General features: G+C 60.4%; 21 protein-coding genes. 16 read left to right on the forward strand and 5 right to left on the reverse strand.

The window, feature by feature from the left end; translation table 11 throughout:
- The first annotated feature begins 32 nt into the window (after positions 1–32).
- From amn to HMPREF2807_RS04020, 6 genes are all read left to right on the forward strand, one after another.
- The gene (gene amn / locus HMPREF2807_RS03995) at positions 33–1436 is read left to right on the forward strand and encodes an AMP nucleosidase (protein WP_049156686.1); all 1404 of its coding nucleotides are present in this window, start codon (positions 33–35) and stop codon (positions 1434–1436) included.
- A gap of 53 nt (positions 1437–1489) precedes the next feature.
- Entirely contained in the window at positions 1490–2005 is a 516-nt protein-coding gene (locus HMPREF2807_RS04000; protein WP_049156689.1) for a phosphoribosyltransferase, read from the forward strand.
- Entirely contained in the window at positions 2005–3453 is a 1449-nt protein-coding gene (locus HMPREF2807_RS04005) for a SulP family inorganic anion transporter (protein WP_049156692.1), read from the forward strand. The genes HMPREF2807_RS04000 and HMPREF2807_RS04005 overlap by 1 nt, the downstream gene beginning before the upstream one ends.
- A 117-nt stretch (positions 3454–3570) precedes the next feature.
- Positions 3571–4053, forward strand: a complete 483-nt coding sequence (locus tag HMPREF2807_RS04010) for a ferritin (protein WP_046648618.1) — start codon at positions 3571–3573, stop codon at positions 4051–4053.
- 64 nt (positions 4054–4117) lie between these two features.
- The gene (locus tag HMPREF2807_RS04015; RefSeq protein ID WP_046648617.1) at positions 4118–4504 is read left to right on the forward strand and encodes a hypothetical protein; all 387 of its coding nucleotides are present in this window, start codon (positions 4118–4120) and stop codon (positions 4502–4504) included.
- Positions 4446–5015 (forward strand): HAD-IA family hydrolase, encoded by a 570-nt coding sequence (locus tag HMPREF2807_RS04020; RefSeq protein ID WP_049156695.1) that lies wholly within the window; start codon positions 4446–4448, stop codon positions 5013–5015. The genes HMPREF2807_RS04015 and HMPREF2807_RS04020 overlap by 59 nt, the downstream gene beginning before the upstream one ends.
- Here the strand turns inward: HMPREF2807_RS04020 and HMPREF2807_RS04025 are convergent.
- Positions 5012–6088, reverse strand: a complete 1077-nt coding sequence (locus tag HMPREF2807_RS04025) for an ROK family protein (protein ID WP_046648615.1) — start codon at positions 6086–6088, stop codon at positions 5012–5014. The two genes, HMPREF2807_RS04020 and HMPREF2807_RS04025, sit on opposite strands and share 4 nt — an antisense overlap.
- 97 nt (positions 6089–6185) lie before the next feature.
- On the opposite strand from HMPREF2807_RS04025, the gene HMPREF2807_RS04030 reads away from it, so the two are divergent.
- The 3 genes from HMPREF2807_RS04030 to HMPREF2807_RS04040 all read left to right on the forward strand — a co-directional run bounded on the left by HMPREF2807_RS04030 (position 6186) and on the right by HMPREF2807_RS04040 (position 9831).
- A complete protein-coding gene (locus tag HMPREF2807_RS04030) occupies positions 6186–6755 on the forward strand; it encodes an LOG family protein (RefSeq protein WP_049156802.1) in 570 nt (189 codons plus the stop codon).
- A gap of 70 nt (positions 6756–6825) precedes the next feature.
- On the forward strand, positions 6826–8487 hold the full coding sequence (locus HMPREF2807_RS04035) for a DUF885 domain-containing protein (RefSeq protein WP_070510676.1): 1662 nt from the start codon (positions 6826–6828) through the stop codon (positions 8485–8487).
- A 93-nt stretch (positions 8488–8580) separates the two neighbouring features.
- Positions 8581–9831, forward strand: coding sequence for an ATP-binding protein (locus tag HMPREF2807_RS04040; protein WP_049156705.1), 1251 nt, complete (start codon positions 8581–8583; stop codon positions 9829–9831).
- On the opposite strand, the gene HMPREF2807_RS04045 is transcribed toward HMPREF2807_RS04040, so the two are convergent.
- Entirely contained in the window at positions 9811–10887 is a 1077-nt protein-coding gene (locus HMPREF2807_RS04045) for an AbrB family transcriptional regulator (RefSeq protein ID WP_049156708.1), read from the reverse strand. The two genes, HMPREF2807_RS04040 and HMPREF2807_RS04045, sit on opposite strands and share 21 nt — an antisense overlap.
- Between HMPREF2807_RS04045 and HMPREF2807_RS04050 the strand changes: the two genes are divergently transcribed.
- Positions 10880–11656, forward strand: a complete 777-nt coding sequence (locus HMPREF2807_RS04050) for a TSUP family transporter (RefSeq protein ID WP_369816137.1) — start codon at positions 10880–10882, stop codon at positions 11654–11656. The two genes, HMPREF2807_RS04045 and HMPREF2807_RS04050, sit on opposite strands and share 8 nt — an antisense overlap.
- Here the strand turns inward: HMPREF2807_RS04050 and HMPREF2807_RS04055 are convergent.
- From HMPREF2807_RS04055 to HMPREF2807_RS04065, 3 genes are read right to left on the reverse strand one after another with little or no spacing between them, the layout of a single operon-like run.
- Positions 11653–13842: an ATP-dependent RNA helicase gene (locus tag HMPREF2807_RS04055; protein WP_070510677.1), complete on the reverse strand. Its 2190-nt coding sequence runs from the start codon at positions 13840–13842 to the stop codon at positions 11653–11655. The genes HMPREF2807_RS04050 and HMPREF2807_RS04055 overlap by 4 nt on opposite strands.
- Positions 13835–14449: a sugar O-acetyltransferase gene (locus HMPREF2807_RS04060; protein ID WP_369816138.1), complete on the reverse strand. Its 615-nt coding sequence runs from the start codon at positions 14447–14449 to the stop codon at positions 13835–13837. Before HMPREF2807_RS04060 ends, HMPREF2807_RS04055 begins: the two co-directional genes overlap by 8 nt.
- Positions 14450–14472: 23 nt before the next feature.
- Positions 14473–15615, reverse strand: coding sequence for a Fic family protein (locus HMPREF2807_RS04065; protein WP_049156716.1), 1143 nt, complete (start codon positions 15613–15615; stop codon positions 14473–14475).
- 82 nt (positions 15616–15697) lie between these two features.
- On the opposite strand from HMPREF2807_RS04065, the gene HMPREF2807_RS04070 reads away from it, so the two are divergent.
- From HMPREF2807_RS04070 to HMPREF2807_RS13445, 6 genes are all read left to right on the forward strand, one after another.
- Entirely contained in the window at positions 15698–16234 is a 537-nt protein-coding gene (locus HMPREF2807_RS04070; protein WP_046648604.1) for an NADPH-dependent FMN reductase, read from the forward strand.
- 5 nt (positions 16235–16239) lie between these two features.
- Positions 16240–16932 (forward strand): SDR family oxidoreductase, encoded by a 693-nt coding sequence (locus tag HMPREF2807_RS04075; protein WP_046648602.1) that lies wholly within the window; start codon positions 16240–16242, stop codon positions 16930–16932.
- An 80-nt stretch (positions 16933–17012) separates the two neighbouring features.
- Positions 17013–17699: a LysE family translocator gene (locus HMPREF2807_RS04080; protein ID WP_046648600.1), complete on the forward strand. Its 687-nt coding sequence runs from the start codon at positions 17013–17015 to the stop codon at positions 17697–17699.
- Positions 17680–17958, forward strand: coding sequence for an RNA-binding S4 domain-containing protein (locus HMPREF2807_RS04085; RefSeq protein ID WP_046648682.1), 279 nt, complete (start codon positions 17680–17682; stop codon positions 17956–17958). Before HMPREF2807_RS04080 ends, HMPREF2807_RS04085 begins: the two co-directional genes overlap by 20 nt.
- Positions 17958–18662 carry a VOC family protein gene (locus tag HMPREF2807_RS04090; protein ID WP_070510680.1) on the forward strand — a complete coding sequence of 235 codons (705 nt, stop codon included), beginning with the start codon at positions 17958–17960 and terminating at the stop codon, positions 18660–18662. The genes HMPREF2807_RS04085 and HMPREF2807_RS04090 overlap by 1 nt, the downstream gene beginning before the upstream one ends.
- Complete coding sequence (locus HMPREF2807_RS13445) at positions 18634–18927, forward strand: MGMT family protein (protein WP_080975120.1); 294 nt, start codon at positions 18634–18636, stop codon at positions 18925–18927. The genes HMPREF2807_RS04090 and HMPREF2807_RS13445 overlap by 29 nt, the downstream gene beginning before the upstream one ends.
- The last annotated feature ends 1 nt before the right edge of the window (position 18928 follow it).

An 18928-nucleotide genomic window follows, 5' to 3' on the forward strand; every position in this document is an offset into this window, starting at 1 on the left:
CGGTTTATCCACACGAAATGTCCCTTAAGCCCATGACCGACCTGCAGCATGTCCACTCCGTCAACGAAGCGGTTGCTCGTCTCTGCGAGCTCTATGACAGTTCCTGTGCGCTGGCACGTGAAGCATTGGCCTCAGGGGACCACGATGCCTACCGCCACGTGGTGTACCCAAAGATCACCGTGCATGTACGCCAGTGGACGCCCATCGACCGCTCCGAGCCCTTCGGTTACGTGGACCAAGAGGGCCGCTACTCGGCGGTGATATCCAAACCATGGCTGATTCGTGATTACCTGACAGAGCAGCTCACGCGGCTCACCAACAACTACCTGTGCGATCTCTACGTCGGTCAATCGGATGAGCGCATCCCGCCGGAATATATTCGGGGGATTACACAGATTCCCCAGGACCGTGGCGACATCCCCCGGCCCACCCTCGATGCGGTGCATGACGGAATCGTGGACGGCGCTTGGAAGGCTTTCCACGGCAAGGAAAAACCACTGTTCCATTTTGGTGCGCAGCGCTTCGACATTGCCTGCGCCCGCATCGAGCACTACACCGGCATCGAGGTGGACACCGTGCAGAAGTACATCCTGTTCACCAACTACGCCATGCACACCACCGAGTTCGTCAAGTTCGGGCTGCGCGAATTGGCGCGGGAAGACTCCCGCTACACCGCGCTCGTGCTGCCCACGGGGGAGACCATCCACCCCAATGACGCGGTGCTTCTCGACGTCGACGAGCTCACCCTCACCTCCCGCTACCAGATGCCACGTTTTGATCTCATCACCGCCGGCGGCGATGGCATCACGATGATCAACATCGGTGTCGGCCCCTCCAATGCCAAAACCATCACGGACTGCTTGGCAGTCCTGCGCCCGGAGGCCTGGATCATGATCGGCCACTGCGCAGGGCTTGATGGCCGCATGCGCATCGGTGACCTCATCCTGGGCAATGCTTATCAGCGCGAAGACCACATCCTCGACGGCACCGTCACCACCAGCAACCCGATTCCCGCCATCCCGGAGATCCAGCGCATGCTGGAGGCCGCCGTCGACGAGGTCTATGGAAAAGACAATTCGCTCATGCGCACCGGCACGGTGCTCTCCACCGATGATCGCAACTGGGAATGGCGCACCTCCCGTGATCTGTGGGAGTGGCTGCGCCACTCCACCGCGGTGGCAGTAGATATGGAATCCTGCACCCTCGCCGCCAACGGCTACCGCTACCGCATCCCTTATGGCACGCTGCTGTCGGTCTCCGATCTCCCTCTGCATGCCGTGCCCAAGCTTCCCGCCCAAGCGCAGGCCTTTTATTCCAATTCGAAGGAGGCACACGTGATGTGCGCGGTGCGCGCGGTGGAGGCTTTGGCGGAAAATCCGGAGCGGCTGCGCACCCGCAAATTGCGCCGAACGGTAGGAGAGGTACCGTTTCGCTGAGGTTGATGATTAGACTGAGGGAAATGCACAATCTGGCGAAGGAGACCTAGACGATGAGCACCCCGGAGTGGTGGAACCCGGAACGCGAGAACCTGACGTGGGAGGTCTTCGGTGAGGCCAGTCGCTCCCTGTCCCAAGAAATCGTGGATTCGGGTTGGTTCCCCGACCTTATCGTGGGCGTGGCCCGCGGTGGATTGATCCCAGCCGGCGCTATTGGCTACGCCATCGGGGTCAAGGAGATGGGTGCTATCAACGTGGAGTTCTACACCGATATCGGTGAGACCCTCCCGGAGCCGATTCTCCTTAACCCGCAGCTGGACACTGATTCGCTCAAGGGCAAGAAGGTCCTCGTCGTTGATGACGTGGCGGATTCCGGCAAGACCCTCGACCTCGTGGTCAACCTGCTCGAGCAGACCGCGTCCGAGGTCAAGTCCGCGGTGATCTACACGAAGCCGACCACCATCTTTGAGCCGGACTTCTCGTGGAAGAAGACCGATCAGTGGATCAACTTCGCATGGTCCGTCCTGCCAGTCATCACCCGCGACGGCTCTTTCAAAGACGGCCACTAGTGTCGGAGCACGCAGCCGGGTCTTTCCGCGCGGCCTTTAGCTCGCCCGCCCGCTTCCGCAAGGAGGTGTTTGGCGGGCTTGCTGTTGCGCTCGCCCTCATCCCGGAAGTTTTAAGTTTCTCCATCCTCGCCGGACTCGACCCCAAGGTGGGGCTCTTCGCCTCCGTCATCATGGCGATGTCCATCGCCATCACCGGCGGGCGCCCGGCCATGATCTCTGCTGCAGCTGGCTCTGTCGCCGTGGTGATCGCACCACTTGCCCACGAGCATGGCCTGCAGTACGTGCTGCTGACCATCTGGATGGCGGGAATTCTCCAAGTAGTGATGGCAGTGCTGGGCGTCGCCAAGCTCATGCGTTTCATCCCCCGCAGCGTCATGCTGGGGTTTGTCAACGCCCTGGGCATCCTCATGTTCACGGCGCAGCTGAGCCACCTGTGGCAGGTGCCGTGGCTGGTCTACCCCCTTGTCGCGCTAGGCCTCGTCATCATGGTGGTGTGGCCGCGGATTACCACGGTGATCCCCGCCCCGCTCGTCGCGATTATCGTGGTTAGCGCACTCACTGTGATTTTCGGCTGGCAGGTTCCCAACGTCGCGGACCAAGGCGAGCTGCCGACCTCCCTGCCCGGTTTTGTTATTCCGGACTTACCTTGGACGAAGGAGACTATTCTCCTCTGCCTTCCCTATGCATTGGGCGTTGCACTCGTCGGCCTTATGGAATCCCTGCTGACCGCCAAGCTTGTCGACGACCTCACGGATACCCACTCCGATAAGACGCGCGAATCCGTGGGCCAGGGCATCGGCAACATGCTCGCCGCGGCCATCGGCGGCATGGGCGTGTGCGCAATGATCGGCCAGACCATGATTAACGTCAAGGAATCCCAGGCGCGCACGCGCTTGTCGACGTTCCTCGCCGGCGTCTTCCTCCTCATCCTCATCCTCGTGTTGGGCGATACCGTAGGAAAAATCCCCATGGCCGCGCTCGTGGCGGTCATGTTCATGGTGTCTTTCCACACCGTGGATTGGCACTCGGTGCGCACGATTCACCGCATGCCGTTGAGCGAAACCCTCGTCATGCTCGTGACGGTGATTGGCACCCTGGTGACAAATAACCTGGCGGTCGGTGTGATCCTCGGCGTCCTGACCGCCTCGATAGCCTTTGCACGCCGCGTGGCGCACCTGGTGTCGGTGGAGCTGGAGGGCAACGTCTACACCGTGCGCGGCCAGCTCTTCTTCGCCTCTTCGAACGACTTGGTCTACGCCTTCGATTACACCCTGCCGGTGGACAAAATCATCGTGGATTTCTCGGAGGCCGATATTTGGGATGCCTCGACCGTCGCGGTACTCGAGTCCGTGGAGAACAAGTACGCAAGCCGTGGCATAGCGGTGGAATTCCGCGGCCTCGATGGCGTTAGCCTCGCGCGCTACCAGAGGATTTCCGGTTTGAGTTAGGTAAACCTATCAGAAAAAGTCTTATGACGTGCGAGTTTGCTTAAGATCGCCTTGCTAGCGTGCCCGAATTTTTTCTGTATTGTGGGTAACACCAAACAGACGAAAGGAATCACTTTCATGGACGAGAAGCTGCAAACCCTCCTTAACGAGCAGGTCATCAACGAGCACGGCGCAGCCCTGATTTACACCCAGCTGGCCTACGAGATGGACAACCTGTCCTTCCCGGGCATGCGCGATTGGTTCTTCAAGCAGGCAGAGGAAGAGCGCGAGCACGCACAGAAATTTGCTGAGCACCTGCTGGACCGCGGCTACCGCGTCGAGCTGGGGGATATCCAGGTCGGCTCCGTCAAGGCCGCCACCCCGCTCGATGCCTTTGAGGCCTCCCTCGCGCATGAGCAGAAGGTCTCGGAGCAGATCCGGGAGATCGCCCGCACCGCGGATGCCGCCGGGGATCTCGATTCCCGCGCCCTCATCAACTGGTTCCTCGAGGAGCAGGTTGAGGAGGAGTCCACCGTGTCCGAGATCATTGACCAGCTCAAGCTGGTGGGCAATGACGGCTCGGGCCTGCTGCGCATCGATGGTTCGCTGGCGCAACGGTAACGAAGCCATATAGTTTGCACGAATTCTCCCACAGCCCCCTGCGGTTGGTGGGAGAATTTCTTTTATGACTACAACGCGCCTGATGCTCATTTGCGGTGCCCTGGCCGGCCTTGTGATCGCATTGGTCGGCGGCACGTGGCTGGCGGCAACGAACATGGCGCTGGGAACCTTCTTCTTTGCTCTTGCCGTCATGCTTGGTCCGTTTGCAGGACTTGCCCTCTTGTTGGGCGCGGCTGCGGCATCGACGGCGCTGAGCCGCTCCTTGTTTAGCGTGGGCGGCTTGTTCCTCGTGGGAGCGATCTCGACGTTGTGGGCCCACGGCACGCTGTCGCTTCCGCTTTTCGTGGCGGGCACCCTGACCGGCGCTATTGCGGTCTGGCTACACTGGGCGCATGGCCACTTTGCTCTTCGACCTCTACGGCGTGCTCATGCGGCCCGCTGGGAACGCTGAGCTGGAGGATTACCTCCGTCCCGAAAACCCGGAGCACTTTTGGTCGCTCTATGAGGAGTTTCGCCCAGCTTATAATTCTGGGCACCTGAGTGATTCGCAATATTGGGGGCGCATCCGCGCGCTGACTGAACTGGACTCCTTTGACGTCAGCCACGCGACCGAACTGGACACTGAGCGCCTGCTGGTTGCCGACTCACAGGTAGTTCGTGCGGTGCTAAACCTCATCGGTCAAGGCCACAGCGTCGGCATCCTAGCGAATGTGCCGGCGGTACTGGGAACCCGGATCCGCCAGACGCAGACCTGGCTTCAGGAATGCGCCGCCGTGACGCTGAGCTGCGATATCGGGGTAGCTAAACCAGATCCGGAGGCCTACCTCGTGGCCGTCGATGCCCTGGGCGCGCAGGCCAAGGACACGCACTTCTTCGATGATCGGCCCGACTTCGTCACTGGCGCGCAGCGCCTCGGGCTCAAGGCCCACCTTTTTACGGGCATCAATTCGATCCCTTTTTAGGCAGCTTTCGCCTCGCGGCCGAGCTCCAGCGGTACGCGCAGCAGTGGATCGAGCGCCACAGCGCGGGTACAGGCGCGCACAATTTCGGTGTGCGAGGGGATCATGCGCAGCTCCACTGGGTGATCGGTGGCCTGGCGCACGGCGGAAGCAAAGAGCTTCGGGGCCGCCGGATCATCCGAAAAGGCACCGCCGGCCACAACGAGAGTATCGGGCGTGTGCTCCGTCAACAGCTCAGCGGCGGTGGTGCCGAGGGAGCGCGCGCGGTCGTCGAGAAGCGCTCGCGTCTGATCGTTAGCATTCGCCACCACGTCTGGGAATGAGTCTCCGCCGGTCTCATTCAGTATCGCCTGCGTGGCCAGGGCGTCAGCACCGTCGAGTTCGAGCTGCACAATTTCATCGCCGACTGTGAGCGCAGCACCGACGGAGTCATCCGCGTAGAGCACCATGACGGGCTTTTCCGCGCCCAGCTCCGCGGACTGCGTTTCGGATCCCAGGATGGCGGGGATGACGGAAGACACGACAACCGGAACGCCGAACTGGTACTCCAGACGGCTGGCGATGTCCATCTCGTCCCAGCCCAGGTTGTGGGCAGTGATGCGTCCGGCCTCGTTGACGCTGCCGGAGGTGGTCACGCCGACTGAAACCAAACGGAGATCCAGGCCGGTCATGAGGCGATTGACACCAGCGATGATGTGCTCGATGACATCGCTTGCACTCAAACGCGAAACCGGGGTAGCCACGTCTTCCTCGCGGAGGGTGCGCCCCTTGGTATCGAAGAAGGCGATGTGGGTAAAGGCGGTACCAACCGCAATGCCGGCGAGCATCCAGTTATTATCCGCTACCTCTAGGGGCACGGTGGGGCGTCCGCGCCCGCGGGACTGAGTCAAATCCGTGCGCTCGCGAATCAGCCCAGCGCCCAGCAGCGCGGCAGTGGCGCGGGTAATCGTGGGCTGGGATAGCCCCGTGGCTTCGACAAGTTCACTGCGGGTCACAACGGGATTGAGTCGAATGATGTGGAGGCACTTCGCCGCCGGGGTGCGGGGGCGAGTGAACACGGGACCAGATTTAATCATGGCGCAAGTATAAATTCACCAGACCGCATTGTCTAATAGAAATTGGGATTCAGTAGACATCATAGTCTAGAAGTGTGCCTGCGTTAGAGTGGTGTTCATGGATTCTGTTGCTGTGTACTGCGGCTCCGCCGTCGGAAACTCTGAAGCCTATGGCCAAGCCGCACACCTTTTGGGGGAGGAGCTCGCGCGGCGCAACCTCACCCTGGTCTATGGCGGCGGTGACGTGGGCCTGATGGGCATCGTCGCGGATTCCTGCTTGGCAGCCGGCGGCACCGTCATCGGAGTAATCCCGCGGCAGCTCGTCGATTACGAGATGTCACACCAGCGGGTAACCAAGCTCGAGGTCGTGGACACCATGGCGCAGCGCAAGACGCGTATGGAGGAACTCGCGGATGCCTTCGTGTGCCTGCCGGGCGGCGTGGGAACTCTAGAGGAGCTCACCGAGGTGCTTACCCTGCAACAATTAGGCAACCTTGATGGCCCGGTGGGCCTAGTAGACGTCAACGGTTTCTGGCAGCCGTTTATAAACATGTACTCCGCAATGGTGCAGGAGGGGTTCGTTCAAAAACGCTTCCTCGACGCGCTCGTGGTCAGCCCGTTTCCAGCTGAAGTCCTGGATCAATTTGCATCATGGACGAGCCCGGGAAGTAAGTGGAGCAACAATTAGCTAACAACCTGGTAAATAAGGCGGCGCTGGGTTGGCCCAACCCCCTGGATCTTCGTTAGACTTCGCCCTTATGAGTTTTGACCAGAACGCAGAGCGCCAGCCTTCGCTGCTGGACGCGTCGTGCGATAACTTCGTCCACGACCTCGCGCAGCTCACGCCCACCGATGCCACCGCGTGGGGAATTCCCGGCTTCGATGGGGAGCTGGAGGATTTCTCCCCGGAGTACTACTCCTCCGTGGCGGATCGCACTCGTGAGATGATGGCGGATCTCGACGCCCTCGATGACACCACCGACGAGTCTGATGATGACGATGACTTCGATGAGGTGGACTACGTCACCGCCGCCGTCTTGCGCGACCGTCTCTGCCTGGATCTTGACCTACACCATGCCGGTGAGGACATCCGCTGCCTTAACAACATTGCCTCCCCGGTGCAGACCATCCGCGACACCCTCATGCTCATGCCGAAGGACACCCCGGAGCAGCTTGATGCGTTGCGCTCGCGCCTGTCGAAGGTGGCGGCCTCCCTCAACGGCTACAGGGAGTCCCTCACGGAGGCGGCGTCGCGTGGCATGGTGGCGCCGCAGCGCCAGATCTCCGATGTCTTCGTGCAATGCGAGCGGCTTGCCGACGCCGGCTCCATGCTTGAGGACCTTGGCGTTGAGGGCCCAGAGGTGGACGCGGCCAAGGAAGCCTTCGGCGAGTTCGCCGATTGGCTCTCAAACGAGCTGCAACCACAAGCACCATCGCAAGACGCGGTGGGTCGCGAGCGCTACGAGCGCTTCTCCAGGCTCTTCGTCGGCGATGTCGTGGACCTCGATGAGGCCTATGAGTGGGGCATGGACCAGGTGCGCTCCATCAAGGCGGAACAAGAAAAGATCGCCCACGAGCTCTATGGCTCCGACGTCACCGTGCGCGCAGCTATGCGCAAACTCAACGAGGAGGAGCGTTACCAGCTGCACGGCACCGACGCGTTAGTGGAGTGGATGCAGTCCACCGCGGACCGCGTCATCAAGGACCTCGACGGCACCGCCTTCGACATCCCGGAGGCGGTTAAAGAAATCGAGTGCTGCATTGACCCGGCCGGCACCGGCGGTATCTTCTACACCTCGCCGTCTGATGACTTCTCCCGCCCCGGCCGCATGTGGTGGTCCGTACCGGCTGGCCAGGAGCTTTTCCACACCTGGCAGGAACTAACCACCGTCCACCACGAGGGCGCGCCGGGCCACCATCTGCAGATTGGTGCCGCGCTGACCCAGCCGGATCTCAACCTATGGCGCCGTGCGGTGACGTGGAACTCCGGCCACGGTGAGGGCTGGGCTCTGTACGCTGAGGCACTCATGGCGGAGCTGGGATACATGGATGATCCGGGCTTCCGCATGGGGCTTCTCGACGCCCAACGCTTCCGCGCCGCCCGCGTCGTGGTGGACATCGGACTCCACTTGGGCAAGGCGTTGCCGGAGTGCACCGCGTCCGGTGTCTGGGACAAGTCCCACGTCAAGACCTTCATGCGTGAGAACACCGCGATGGACGATGCCAACCTCTCCTTCGAGGTCACCCGTTACCTGGGCTGGCCGGGCCAGGCGCCGTCTTATGCCTTGGGCCAGCGCCTGTGGCAGCAGACCCGCGACGCCGCAGTCGAACAGGGGATGGACGTACGTGATTTCCACTCCCAGGCATTGGCTCTGGGCTCAGTGCCGATGTCGATCCTGCGCGAGACGATTCTGGACTAGCTGTCAGACTCTTGGATTTATCCACACCTGACTCTTGGATTTATCCACTAGTGACTCTGTAATTTATCCATGTTTCGGACTAGGGTACCTGGTATGTACCTGCCGCGAATTGTTGATGCAGAAGTAGAAAGAGGCCTTCGCGTTGCCGGAGCCCTCTTCCTGAAAGGCCCCCGCGCGAGCGGCAAAACGTCGACGGCGCGCCAGTTTGCTAAGTCTGTCATTCAGCTTGACCGTGACACTCCTGAAGCAAACGTTGCTCGCATGCAACCGGCACTAGGGCTTCAAGGGGCGCGGCCCCGGCTTATCGATGAATGGCAGGTTGTTCCTGCTATCTGGAACGAAGTGCGTCATGCGGTCGATGACTCGCGAGAAAAGGGACAGTTCCTCCTCACGGGTTCCTCGACACCCGATGACGATGCCACCCGCCATTCGGGGGCTGGGCGTATTCGCTCGATTCAGTTGCGTACGTTGAGCCTGGCAGAGCGTGGAGATTTGGCTGAGCGCGTATCACTAGGCGCGATTATTTCCGGCAATCAGGATCCCACGGCTGGGACGGACGCCACCGTGGCGGATTATGCCCGCTGGATCGTTGCCGGTGGCTTCCCAGAGTTTTTCGACCTTGATCCTCTAGATGCCCAAGAGGGGATGGAGTCTTACCTCACGGAGATGAGCGAGCACGACTACCCGGAACTTGGGGGTCCGCGCCGCGATCCGCGCCGTTTCCAGTCTTTTCTTCGCGCCTACGCGGGGCTAGTTGCTCAACCGGCCACCGCTGCAGCGATTCGTAAACGCATTGGCGAGCTCAGCAGTGCTACTCCTATGCCGGCAGCAGAAACCGTCAACGTTATTCATGATTTTGCTACACGTTTGTTCCTAGTTGAAGACCAGCCCGCGTGGTCACCAAAGACGAGATCTAAGACAACCATGGTTCAGATGCCGAAGCGTCAGCTCGCGGATCCTGGCTTGGCAGCTGCATTGTTGGCGGTTGGGCCAGACAAACTGCTTGGTGATCTAGAGACTTTGGGCATTCTCTTTGAGGCGCAACTGGTGCACGATCTGCGCGTTTATGCTCAAGCATTAAGGGCACGAGGCGTCTTCCATCTGCGGGATATGAAGGGCCGCGAAGAAATTGACGCGATAGTGGAACTCAGGGATGGCTCGTGGGTGGGATTTGAAGCGAAACTTTCGCACAACGAGGTCGATGCCGCGGCGGCACATTTGTTAAGAGTGGCAGAGAAGGTCTCCTTGCCACCGGCCGCTCTCATCGTGGTTATTCCCAGCGGACCAGCTTTCCAACGGTCAGATGGAGTGTGGGTGGTTCCACTAGCGGCGCTTACGGAATAGCCGCAAAATCTGCGGCAGGTAGCCGGCGATGACCAGCACGATGATGAGCCGGATAATCTGCACGGCCACCACGGCTGGGCCCGCGCCTCCTTCCGCAGACAGCGCAAGCACCGTCTCCAGCGCGCCGGGTGAGGTGGCGAGGTAAGCCTCGAAGTAGGTTATGTCCAGCCATGCGGTCAGAGGCAGTGCGGTCAATGCGCACACGCCGATCACGACAACGATAAAGAGGATCGTCGCCGGTAGCTGCTTGGCGAAGGCCCGCAGTGCCGGTACCGAAAGCCCACCACCGCAGACCCAGCCGATGGACATAAAGGCCATGATCTTGAACACGTAGAGCGGCTCCAGTGTGTGGCCGGCTGGAATAACCTGCGCAACCAGCACCGTCAAGATGAGCGGCCCCAAAACAGCAGCAGCTGGCAAACGCACCAGCTTGCCCAGCTGTTCACCAACCACAGCGATGGCGAGAGTCAGCAGTACGATCCACCACGTGACCTCGCCGTCAACGCTCATGTCGACACCGTGACCAGCGGGGGCATCCAACAACGACACCACCAAAGGCAGCGACACCGACACCGCCAGAAGGCGCAGGTATTGCGTCAGCGCCACGTAGCGGTAGTCCGCGCCGAGCTCGCTAGCTAGTGCCGGCATGAGGGAGGCCCCGCCCGGCAGCATCGACAAAATACCCGTCTCCCAGGAAATATCCTTCGGCTGCGAACGATGCAGCAGAACACCGCCAGCGACGCCGATTAAAACAGTAATGAGTGACATCGTCACCGCGGCTGGCACAAAGCCGATGAGGGTGGAGGCAGGAACTAAGGTCAAAGGTATGCCCGCCATCATTCCGATGAATCCGCGGGCGACAGAATAAAAGTGCTCGTTAACGGCGAGTTCTTTGCCCGTCGTCAAGGCCATGGCTCCCGAGACCACGATGGCGCCGAGGATCCAGGCTGCGGGTACGTGAAGGTAGCTAAACAATGCCCCGAGTGCTGCAGACCCCGGGGCCACGATGACCCATCTCGTACGAACAGACATGGAATCGAGTTTAATGATGGACATGGATTTCGGATTAAGCGGTTGGACGATTCTCACCATTGGCGCTGCCGTGGCCGGATGGATCGATGCCGTCATTGGCGGCGGCGGGCTCGTGCTTATTCCGCTCATTCTGGCGGTCGCGCCCCAGCTTGCTCCCGCCACCGCCCTGGCCACGAACAAGGTGGCGGCGGTCTCTGGAACGGCCTCTGCTGCCGTTACGCTCGTCAAGAAGGTCCGCCCGCCGAAGGGCGAGCTCATCCGTATGGGCCTTATCGCCCTCCTATGTTCCGGGCTCGGCGCTGCAGCAGCCGCACTCATGGACAAGGACGTCATGCGGCCGGTCATCATCGTGCTCATGGTGGCAGTCGGCATTTTCGTGGCCTTTCGCCCAGACTTCGGCAGCGGCGAAGGGGACGGTATCCGTGGCGGCTGGCGCACGTGGACCGGGTTAGCCGCCGTGGCGGCCATTGCCTTTTACGACGGTATTTTTGGGCCCGGCACCGGCATGTTCCTCATCATGGCCTTCACCGCCATCTTTTCCCAGAACTTCCTTACCTCCGCCGCGATGTCCAAGGTGGTCAACACATGTACCAACGTCGGCGCGCTCGTGGTCTTTATCGTGGGCGGGCACGTGGTATGGGGCCTAGCACTTGTTCTCGCAGCAGCAAATATCATCGGCGCGCAGCTGGGCGCGCGAACAGTGCTCGGCGGCGGTGCGAAGCTCATCCGCTATGCACTGCTCACTCTCGTCGTGGTGATGAGCGTGTACCTGGCCTGGCAGCAGTGGGGTTAAATCCGGTTCTTCGTCTTTGCGGTTGCTACCGCATTCCACGGATCCTCCGGCCACGGGTGCTTGGGATAGCGCCCGCGCATGTCGGCGCGCACCCCGGCATAGGGCCCAGACCAGAAGCTCGCTAGATCATCGGTGACGGCAAGTGGCCGGCCGGCGGGGGATAACAGATGAAATTGCACGCGATGGCCGCAGTATTCGGGAGACTCCGCCAACCCGAAACATTCCTGCAACTTGATGGAGACCACTGGGCGCTCGCCGGACCAATCGATCCTCGCAGCACGTCCGGACGGAACCGATAACCGTTCCGGCGCGAGCTCATCCAAGCGGCTAGCTTCGGGCCACGGCAGCAGGCGCTGCAGCGCCGGATACATGTCTGGGCGCTTACCGGAAGCCAGTTCATACAGCTCCGGCTCCAGCCAGCTCAGATCATCACCGTCCACGTCCGGCCATGGCTCACCGTATGCAGCGTGTAAGTGCCGCATACGCTCCCGCAGGTTCTGGGCCTTGTCGCTGAAGTGAAACAGGTTTAAACCCTGTCCGGAGTTGCGTAGTGCCTCCACCGCCTCATCACCGGAGACCTTCACTGGGGTTTCCGACAGCACGATGGCGCCTGCCGCACGCACCCGTACGCCGCGCACTTTGGGGCCGTCGAGAAAAGCTCGGGTTTCCTCCGTCACGCCGATGATCTCGAGCGCGTCCTTTTCCGCAATCGGCACTGCTTCACGAATGATGGCGTTTCGAGATTGTGCCAACGACACCTCCGCCACCGCCAACCACTCGTGACCATCCTCGAGAAACCGCGCGCGGGTGCCACTCGCCAACAAATACTCCTTGTCACCTACGCGCTTAGCCACGAACTCTGGGAAAGCGGTAGCAACCACCACGCCTGGGTCCACCGGACCTTTGTTAGGCACCAAGCGGGCCAGCCGCTTCGGGTCCGAATCATCCAGGCGGGCAATCGTCTGCGCCGCCCCCGCACCGTACTTCAACAGTGCCGCGCCCCACCGTGGGTGCGTCGGCAGTAGCGCCAGCTCTTCGCCAGCGTTGAGCAGATCTAGGGTGCGGTGGGCGTCGGCAAGCGCGGGTGCCGGTGCTTGATCAAGCAACGGGAAGTCCGGCCCCGCGCCCCAACAATCCATGAACAGCGCCGCCTGCGTGAGGTCCGCGGAAAGGATCTCTGGAATCACGTGCGGAGAAAAGTGCTGGTAGTCCTCCTGTGAATAGCAGCGGACGACGGTACCCGGCGCCTCACGTCCGGCACGTCCGGCGCGTTGATCGGCGCTGCTTTTCGACGTCGACACCGTCACCAACCCACTCATCCCGCGCTGCGCATCCCGCTTGGGGACGCGGGACAACCCAGCATCGACGACGGTGCGCACACCCGGCACGGTCAGCGAAGATTCGGCGATGGACGTGGCGACGACGATGCGCTGTTCTCGCGTATACAGCGCCGTGTCCTGCTCCTGCGTGGTTTGGCGGCCATGGAGCGGAAAAACGTTGTGGCCGCTCAAGGCATCACACACCAGGTTGACCTCGCGAACTCCCGGCACAAAGACCAGCGTGGACTCGTGCTGCCGCGCGGCAACCCTCGCCACGCCTTTCCAAAAGTCTCGATCTCCCGCAGCGCGCCCCGGAATCGGTTCATAGGAGATGTTGAGCGGATATGTAACGGCCTCAGTGGAATGGATCGGCGCCCCTCCCATGAGCTGGGAGAAGCGGGAGGCGTCGACAGTCGCGGACATGGCAATGACCCGAAAATCATCGCGGAGCTGCGCCAACTCCAAGCACATGCCGAGTACGAGGTCAGTATCGAGCTGGCGTTCATGCACCTCGTCGATGGCTACGGAATCAACACCAGTGAGTTCCGGATCCCGCAACAGGCGGCGCAACAGAACGCCGGGGGTAACGAATTCAACGTCCTGACCCTTCCGGGAATCACCGCGCACCGCATAGCCGATGCGCTGCCCGGACAACTCCTGCAAGCGGTTGGCCGCGGCACGCACCGCCACGCGGCGTGGTGCGGTGACGAGAACCTTGCCGTTTACCTGGTTAGCCAACGCCGGTGGAACAAGCGTGGTCTTACCCGTGCCGGGCGGGGCCTGGACGACGACGTGGCCGTCTGAAGGAAGAGAATCAATGGTCTCTAGGACGGGAAGTCCTTTGCCTATCGCCTTGAGATCAAACATCGAGATCCTGGCGCTCCCACCTATCTTCGTTGTCCTCCAGCGTGCGCACCACACGACCGGGTTGACCCAGCACCATTGACCTATCCGGGATATCTGTGGTGACCAGTGTGTTCGCTCCAACGACACAATCCTCGCCGATGGTCACGCCCGGCAGCACCGTGACGTTGGCGCCGAACCACGTGTTGCGCCCGACGCTAATGGGCTTCGCAATCTCCCAGCCCTCCGCCCGCATCTCATGATCGTTGACGGGGTGGCCCACCGTGATGAGCGAGCAATTCGGCCCGATCATGACGCGGTCTCCGAGGGTTACAGGCGCCTGCGCCAGGATTGTCGCACCAAAGTTGATGAACACGTCTTTTCCGATGGTCACATTGCAGCCATACTCGACGTTGAGCGGCGTGTGCAGCCCGGGAACCTCGGACTCGGGCGACAACAGTTCCCGCAAAATCTCCTTCGCGCGCTCTGGGTTGGTGTTTTGCAGCTCATTGAGCTCCTTGGCCAGCAGGAAGCCGCGTCGATGTTCGGCGCTAACCTCCTCGTTGACACTGGGCATGAACCACTGCCCGCTGGTCATGCGTTCAAAGGATCCTTCGTCTGGGTGATGCATGTCAGCCATCCTATTCCCTCCTCTTAGTCTCGAGTCAGAACATCGAGAGCGGCACGGTGAAGGAAAACCTTGGAGCGGCCTTGTTGGATTTCTTCTAGGATTCCTAAATCTACGAGATGCGCCAGCCACGCGCTGGCGGTTTGGCGTTTGACGAAGCCCGTCTCTACCACGTCAGTAATGCGTACATAGGGCTTGATAAGAATGAGCTCGGCCATCTCGAGGGGATGGTTAATCACGCCCGCAGAACGTATTCGTTGCGCAGTGTTTTCCTGGATAGCCCGAAGCTGGGTAATCATCGAGGAGGCGTCGGCAGCCGCTGCGTGAACGCCGCGGATCATAAAAAGAAGCCAGTTTTCCCATGCTCCCTTAGCTGTCACAGCGTTGAGATGGCGATAGTAGTCTGCTTTGTTTCCGACGATATACCCGGACAGGTACAAAACCGGCAGCTCAAGAAGATCTTCTTGGATGAGGTAGAGGACGTTAAGGATTCGTCCAGTGCGCCCATTGCCATCGTAGAAAGGATGGATTGCTTCAAATTGATAGTGAAGCAGTGCCATCTTTACAAGGGAATCAACGTCGTGGCTGCAATATATATAGTCCTCCCACGCTGCGAGATGGTCCTCGATAATCTCCCTTCCTTCAGGTGGGGTGTAGAGCCTCTCCTTCGTTACAGGGTTACCGATAAACGTGCCCGGAAGTGAACGCACCTCGGCCTGAGTATCTAGAAGGGTGCTGCATACGATTTTTGCTGTCTTTTCTGATAGAGGTCGCTGCGATAGTGAGGAAAGTCCAGCGTGGAGCGCGGCGTTATAGCGAAGAGCCTCCTTGGTGGCAGGAGTCGGCTCGGCATCGACGTGCCACGCCGCACGGAAGAGCTCGTCATTAGTGGTGACGATGTTCTCAATCTCGGAGGAAGCACGAGCCTCACGCAGTGGAATCGTTGAGGTGATGATCTCCGGGTTAGGGATGAGCTGGCAGGCCGTACGCAGTTCAGCCAGTTTTTCCTTAGCATCGATGATGGCCTTAAGCACGGGAACGGTTTCCACCACTTCTGCAGGGGGGAGGGGTGGAAGCTCATTGTAGGGGGTGTCCGGGCTATAGGTTGGCATGGTAAAAGAATAGACATGTTGAGCAGATATGTCGATTTTTTTCAGAATTTTCGACATATCTGGATGACTTGTCGATTGCGTCGACATATCGGCGTACCCTCAGACGTTGACGTGTTAACAAATTAAGAAAGGCATCCTTATGGCGAAAATCGGCATCATCCTCGGCTCTACCCGCGACGACCGCGCCGGACTGGCCATCGCCCAGTGGGTCACCGACCTCGCTCAGGGGCGCGACGTGGACTACGAGCTCATTGACCTCAAGGCCTTCGACGTTCCGATCCTCACCACCTCCGTCATTCCTATGGCGGCAAACAAGAATTACGAGGATCCGCAGGTGCAGGCTTGGTCCGATGCTGTCGATTCCTGCGACGGCTATATCTTTGTCACCCCGGAGTACAACCACTCCGTGCCGGGCGCTTTCAAGAACGCCGTCGATTCCCTCGGCGCCGAGTGGGTAGGCAAGCCGATTGCGTATGTGGGCTACAGCTTCAGCGGCGGCATCCGCGCGGTAGAGGCGTGGCGCCTCATCATGGCGAACTTCTCTATGAAGCAGCTGCGCACCCAGCTGGATATCTCGCTGAATACCGACATGAAGGATGGCACCTTCACCCCGGCTGATTTCAAGGCCGGGATCGTCGAAAACATCTGCGCCGAGCTGGAAGAAGTCCTATCCTAGGGCGCATGGAAAAGGTAGCAGTCGTCACAGGAGCATCGTCGGGGATCGGGGAGGCGTCGGCAAGAGCGTTGGCGGCCGACGGTTGGCATGTTGTCGTCGGTGCGCGTCGCGTAGAGCGCCTTGAGGCCCTCGCGAAGGACATCGGCGGCGAGGCGCACGCCCTCGACGTAACCTCGGACGAGTCCGTGGCTGAGTTCGTCTCCCACCTCGACCGCGTGGACCTCTTGGTCAACAACGCCGGTGGCGCGAAGGGCCTGGAGCCCCTCGTGGAGACTACTATCGATGACTGGCAGTGGATGTACGACGTCAACGTCCTAGGCACTGTCCGTATGATCCAAGCCCTCATGCCGAAGCTGCGGGGTGGGCTCATCATCAACATGGGCTCCGTTGCCGGTTGGAACGTCTACGAGGGCGGCTCCGGCTACAACGCCGCTAAGCACGGTGTGCGCGTGATTTCCCGTGCACTTCGTATCGAGGAGCACGGCGTTCGTGTCACCGAACTCGACCCGGGCCGTGTAGCCACGGCGGAGTTTTCCCTCAATCGTTTTCGGGGCGACACCGAACGTGCTGCACAGGTGTATGACGGCGAACTCAACCTCACCGCAGAAGACATCGCTGAGGCCGTGCGTTGGGTGGCCTCGCTGCCGGAGCACGTCAACATTGACACCATGACCATTAAGCCGCGCACGCAAAGCTAAATTACCTGTTTCGCTGCAGGTGAGACGCCTCTTATAGTGGCATGCGTTAGTGAAAACACATGTGAGTATGGGGGTGTTAGATGGCATTCAGCGCCATAGTGGCCTTAATGGGTGTGTGGTTCGCGGCGATGGCCTCGCCAGGACCAGACGTGGTGCAGATTATTCGTTTGGGTGCACGCTCTACGCGCGCGGCGGTGTGGGCCGCAATCGGTAGCACCACCGGCTTGATGATGTGGACCGTTGCTTCGCTAGCGGGGCTTACCGCATTGATTTCGGCGCACCCGGAAATCCTGGTGGCGCTGCAGGTTGCCGGCGGCAGCTATCTGCTGTGGATGGCTTTTTCTGCCATCAGCGGTGGCATCAAAGAGCGCCGTGCACCGGCAACTATGAACCCTCAACCGCGCGGGTTCACCCCGGATGGCATCATCAGACTCGGCACGGCGTACCGCATGGGCCTGGTCAGCGACCTTTCCAACCCCAAGGTTCTGATTTTCTTCGGCGCTATCTTTGCCAATTTTATCGATCCGGACATGGGCTTGAGCGCCAATGCCACGGTTGGTTCTGTGTTGGTTATAGAAAGCCTCATTATTTTTGTTGGTGTCGCGCTGTGTACTCGTGCGGTGTCGAAGTGGATGGCGAAGAACTCCGCCAGTGTCGATATCTTTAGTGGCGTAGTGTTTGCCCTGCTTGGCGTCATCATTCTGGTGGAGGGACTGCTCAGTGCAGCCGCTGGGTATGCTGGTCAGCATGCTAGAAGTCTCAATTAAGGGAGAATCCATCAAGCTCGGCCAGTTCCTCAAACTGGCATCCTTGGTCGCCACCGGGGGTGAGGCCAAAGAACTTATCGAGCAAGGCCAGGTCACCGTCAATGGGGAAGTGACTAAGCAGCGCGGTGCAACGCTGGCGCTTGGCGACGTCATCTGCGTCTCCGACACCTGCGCCCGCGTCGTCGAAGACGACGACGATTATTTTGATGAGGCCACCGCCGATGATGACTTCGACCCGGAGAAGTGGAGGAACCTTTAATGCCCGCCTTTGAAGCAGAAGTAGGAATGCCCTACTGGATTACTCTGGCTAGCTCCGACGTGAAGGCTTCCGAGGAGTTTTATTCCGCCGTGTTGGGCTGGGAATTCGAAGAGGGCATTGCCCGTCTGGAGGGCCTGCCGATCGCGGAGATCGTCCCTGGCCAAGACACTTGGGCAACGTACTTCCTTTCCCGCGACTTGGAAGCCGACTGCGCCCGGGTAGAACAACTCGGCGGCAAGATCCTCGCATTAGGCGCGCCGTTGGCGCTTGTTCTGGACAACAGTGGTGCCATGTTTGGTTTGACGCAGCCGGAGCTCGACCGCTTCGTTGCTGGCGGCGAGCCGGGGACCCCGGTATGGCACGAGCTGACGGTCTCGGAGAATTTCCACTCGACGTTGGACTTTTATGGCGAGCTCTTCGACTGGGAGATTCGCGGCGATGAGCACTACGCAGTCGCGGAGGAAGAAGGCGCTGCCTTTGCCGGGTTCTGGCACGCGGAGGGTTTGCCGAGTTTCTGGCAAACCTACTTGGGCGTGCGGGATATCGACCAAGCGGCGAAGGCTGTGATTGATAACGGCGGAAAGATCATTCGCGAGCCCCACGATTCACCATTCGGCCGCCTGTGTCTGATTGAGGATTCCACGGGTACGGCCCTGACCTTGTGTGAGGTTGAGGATGCCCCCGAAGAACCCATCGAACTCTAGGGTTACGGAGGTCGTGCGCCGCATACCGCCCGGCAATGTCTCCACATACGGAGAGATCGCAAAAGTGGCGGGCGTCGGCCCGCGGTATGTGGGCTGGGTGATGTCGAAAAGCACAGATCTGCCCTGGTGGCGGGTGGTTAACAGTACCGGCCGCGCCCACACTTCCGCCGCCCAAGTCCATTGGGATGAAGAAGGTATCCCACACCGTGGGGACCGCGTGATCCTTTCGAAGTGCGGTCTGGATGCGGCGGATCTGGGAGGGTGAA

The sequence above is a fragment of the Corynebacterium sp. HMSC074A09 genome, from assembly GCF_001811545.1.
Lineage (GTDB): Bacteria > Actinomycetota > Actinomycetes > Mycobacteriales > Mycobacteriaceae > Corynebacterium > Corynebacterium hiratae.

Bases quoted from the DNA above. Each gene is read 5' to 3' on its own strand.
- HMPREF2807_RS04055 (WP_070510677.1), bottom strand. From the start codon at position 13,842: ATGTTTGATCTCAAGGCGATAGGCAAAGGACTTCCCGTCCTAGAGACC.
- HMPREF2807_RS04090 (WP_070510680.1), top strand. From the start codon at position 17,958: ATGCCCGCCTTTGAAGCAGAAGTAGGAATGCCCTACTGGATTACTCTG.
- HMPREF2807_RS04000 (WP_049156689.1), top strand. From the start codon at position 1,490: ATGAGCACCCCGGAGTGGTGGAACCCGGAACGCGAGAACCTGACGTGG.
- HMPREF2807_RS04010 (WP_046648618.1), top strand. From the start codon at position 3,571: ATGGACGAGAAGCTGCAAACCCTCCTTAACGAGCAGGTCATCAACGAG.
- HMPREF2807_RS04045 (WP_049156708.1), bottom strand. From the start codon at position 10,887: ATGTCCATCATTAAACTCGATTCCATGTCTGTTCGTACGAGATGGGTC.
- HMPREF2807_RS04080 (WP_046648600.1), top strand. From the start codon at position 17,013: ATGGCATTCAGCGCCATAGTGGCCTTAATGGGTGTGTGGTTCGCGGCG.
- HMPREF2807_RS13445 (WP_080975120.1), top strand. From the start codon at position 18,634: ATGCCCCCGAAGAACCCATCGAACTCTAGGGTTACGGAGGTCGTGCGC.
- amn (WP_049156686.1), top strand. From the start codon at position 33: ATGACCGACCTGCAGCATGTCCACTCCGTCAACGAAGCGGTTGCTCGT.
- HMPREF2807_RS04030 (WP_049156802.1), top strand. From the start codon at position 6,186: ATGGATTCTGTTGCTGTGTACTGCGGCTCCGCCGTCGGAAACTCTGAA.
- HMPREF2807_RS04020 (WP_049156695.1), top strand. From the start codon at position 4,446: ATGGCCACTTTGCTCTTCGACCTCTACGGCGTGCTCATGCGGCCCGCT.
- HMPREF2807_RS04070 (WP_046648604.1), top strand. From the start codon at position 15,698: ATGGCGAAAATCGGCATCATCCTCGGCTCTACCCGCGACGACCGCGCC.
- HMPREF2807_RS04085 (WP_046648682.1), top strand. From the start codon at position 17,680: ATGCTAGAAGTCTCAATTAAGGGAGAATCCATCAAGCTCGGCCAGTTC.
- HMPREF2807_RS04075 (WP_046648602.1), top strand. From the start codon at position 16,240: ATGGAAAAGGTAGCAGTCGTCACAGGAGCATCGTCGGGGATCGGGGAG.
- HMPREF2807_RS04035 (WP_070510676.1), top strand. From the start codon at position 6,826: ATGAGTTTTGACCAGAACGCAGAGCGCCAGCCTTCGCTGCTGGACGCG.
- HMPREF2807_RS04065 (WP_049156716.1), bottom strand. From the start codon at position 15,615: ATGTCGAAAATTCTGAAAAAAATCGACATATCTGCTCAACATGTCTAT.
- HMPREF2807_RS04050 (WP_369816137.1), top strand. From the start codon at position 10,880: ATGGACATGGATTTCGGATTAAGCGGTTGGACGATTCTCACCATTGGC.
- HMPREF2807_RS04060 (WP_369816138.1), bottom strand. From the start codon at position 14,449: ATGCATCACCCAGACGAAGGATCCTTTGAACGCATGACCAGCGGGCAG.
- HMPREF2807_RS04025 (WP_046648615.1), bottom strand. From the start codon at position 6,088: ATGATTAAATCTGGTCCCGTGTTCACTCGCCCCCGCACCCCGGCGGCG.
- HMPREF2807_RS04015 (WP_046648617.1), top strand. From the start codon at position 4,118: ATGACTACAACGCGCCTGATGCTCATTTGCGGTGCCCTGGCCGGCCTT.
- HMPREF2807_RS04040 (WP_049156705.1), top strand. From the start codon at position 8,581: ATGTACCTGCCGCGAATTGTTGATGCAGAAGTAGAAAGAGGCCTTCGC.